The organism is Furfurilactobacillus siliginis (genome assembly GCF_001437435.1).
In the GTDB taxonomy this organism is placed as follows: Bacteria; Bacillota; Bacilli; order Lactobacillales; family Lactobacillaceae; genus Furfurilactobacillus; species Furfurilactobacillus siliginis.
This window is the reverse complement of the sequence record NZ_JQCB01000016.1, coordinates 1-2,044: the sequence shown is the minus strand read 5'-3', so window position 1 is coordinate 2,044 and position 2,044 is coordinate 1. Positions and strand designations below refer to the sequence as shown.

Here is a 2,044-nt window from a genome sequence, read left to right as displayed (position 1 = left end):
TTGAAGACCAATCCGTACGGCCGTTCTAGGTCTTGCTCACGACTTCCCGACTTTTGTTCCACTCTCTACTATAAACGATCCTTATCAACAAATAATGCATCTGTTTCGCCATGATGGACCTCTGGTTGAATCGTCACATGACAGATGTGATATTTATCCATCAGCATGGCTTTAATGCTGGCTACCGTTTCTTCTGCAACACTCAGCTGTACATCTTTTAAATTCACATGAGCGGAAAAGACGACCTTGTTTTCGTCAATTTGCCAAGCGTGAATATGATGCACACGAATGACACCTGGAATCGTTTTAATGTCAGCCGCAATCTGATCATAGTCTAGGTCAGGGGCAGTCTGCATCAAAATCTTCACTGTGTCACGAATCACAGGCCAAGTTTCATAAATAATGTAAAACGATACTAATAAGGTCAATAGCGGGTCAACCCACGTTAAGTTAAAGAACACGATGATGATTCCGCCAACAATTACGGCCACTGATGACAGTGCATCAGCCATAATATGCAAATATGTCGCACGAATGTTTAAACTGTCCTTTGCCCCATGATGCATCAGCAATGCAGAGATGACATTTGCCAATAAACCAATGACCGCAACCGTCAGCATAATGCCACCGTTGATTGGTTCTGGTTTCATAAAGCGCTGTGCAGCCTCGAACATCAGCACTAACGACACACCAATCAAAAAGAGTCCGTTAACGAAAGCCGCCAAAATTTCGGCGCGGCGATAACCAAAGGTCTGCTGACTATTTTGTGGTCGGCCACCAATTCGTTGTGCCACATACCCTAAGACAATCGACAATGAATCCCCTAGATTATGAAATGCATCCGATAACAATGCTAATGAACCAGACAAAACACCACCGATAATTTCGGCCACGGTAATAATTAAGTTTAACGTTGTCACGAACAAGAAGCGCAACCCCGTCATCGTTTCATTTTCATGATTCATGTTGTCGCCTCCCTAGTGACCTCATTATCGCATAACGCTGGCAGAGCGACCACCCGTCAGTCGGCTAATGCAATCTGCACAGCAATGCTGTGATCTTCATCCGCCGCAACGTGATATTCTGGCTGCACATCTGCACCCCAGCTGTCAATGCCACCGACGCCACGAACTGCACCATACACAGTCATTACCGTCCGTCTAGCGGCTGGCAATTCTTCCATATGCGTTGCGTTTTCTAATTCTGCTGCGGTATATGGTAAACAACTAAATGCAAAGGGTTGATCAACTTGCTGAAAGCTGAGTGAAAATGGTGCTGGTGTTAAAGCAACGTTATTTAATGTTGTTGCTCGTGTGATGGTCACTGACTCGGTCTGCATATGCATCCCATTTTCTTGCGGAACCAAGTATGGTGTAACAGGCATGCCAGCCACTTCAAAGGTTCCCTGTTTTGCACCGTGTTGTCGATCAGGATATGTTTCGTCTGATAAACCGGTGTACGTATACCCAGTCGCTGCAGTCGGCGCGATAAAACGTAGGCCAAAAGTTGGCAATTCAGGCAGACCGGTCTTTCCTCGATAATGCGCTGTAATCGTTAACGTACTGTCCGCATGAATCACATATGCAATGGCCACTGTCGTTATCGGCGTCGTTGCTGTGGTATACGTAAACGTAATCTCAACATCGTTGGCACTCAATGCTTTGCCAAATTGGTTGGTGTCAGGGGCAATGGGCCAGCCATAATCAGCGCCATCCACAACAATGTTCACATCGGTGCAAGTACTAAACAAATCTGCGCCTAGCCACATCGCTGATCGCGTAGAAAAACCATTACCACGATCATTGTCAGTCGTTGCCCGCCAAAAAGCAGGTCTAGGAACGCGGTAAAGCCATTCTTTACCATTTTTAACAAGCGATTCTAAGCCACCGCGGTCATAGCTAAATAAGCACTGAAAGTTATCACCCGTGACGCCTAAACTACCATCGCCAAAAACAACTTGGATTGGTTTATCGGTCATATTTTTCATAAGGTAGATTGCAAATTTAATCCGAATTTTTGGACAAATTTGTCAGCATAACCTGAT

General features: G+C 45.3%; 2 protein-coding genes. Both read right to left on the bottom strand.

What is annotated here, in order from left to right; translation table 11 throughout:
• Positions 1-68 precede the first annotated feature (68 nt).
• Entirely contained in the window at positions 69-965 is an 897-nt protein-coding gene (locus IV55_RS08840) for a cation diffusion facilitator family transporter (RefSeq protein ID WP_057811383.1), read from the bottom strand.
• Between the two features lie 56 nt (positions 966-1,021).
• Complete coding sequence (locus IV55_RS08835) at positions 1,022-1,987, bottom strand: beta-galactosidase small subunit (RefSeq protein ID WP_057811382.1); 966 nt, start codon at positions 1,985-1,987, stop codon at positions 1,022-1,024.
• Between the last annotated feature and the right edge of the window lie 57 nt (positions 1,988-2,044).

Bases quoted from the DNA above. Each gene is read 5' to 3' on its own strand.
- IV55_RS08840 (WP_057811383.1), bottom strand. From the start codon at position 965: ATGAATCATGAAAATGAAACGATGACGGGGTTGCGCTTCTTGTTCGTG.
- IV55_RS08835 (WP_057811382.1), bottom strand. From the start codon at position 1,987: ATGAAAAATATGACCGATAAACCAATCCAAGTTGTTTTTGGCGATGGT.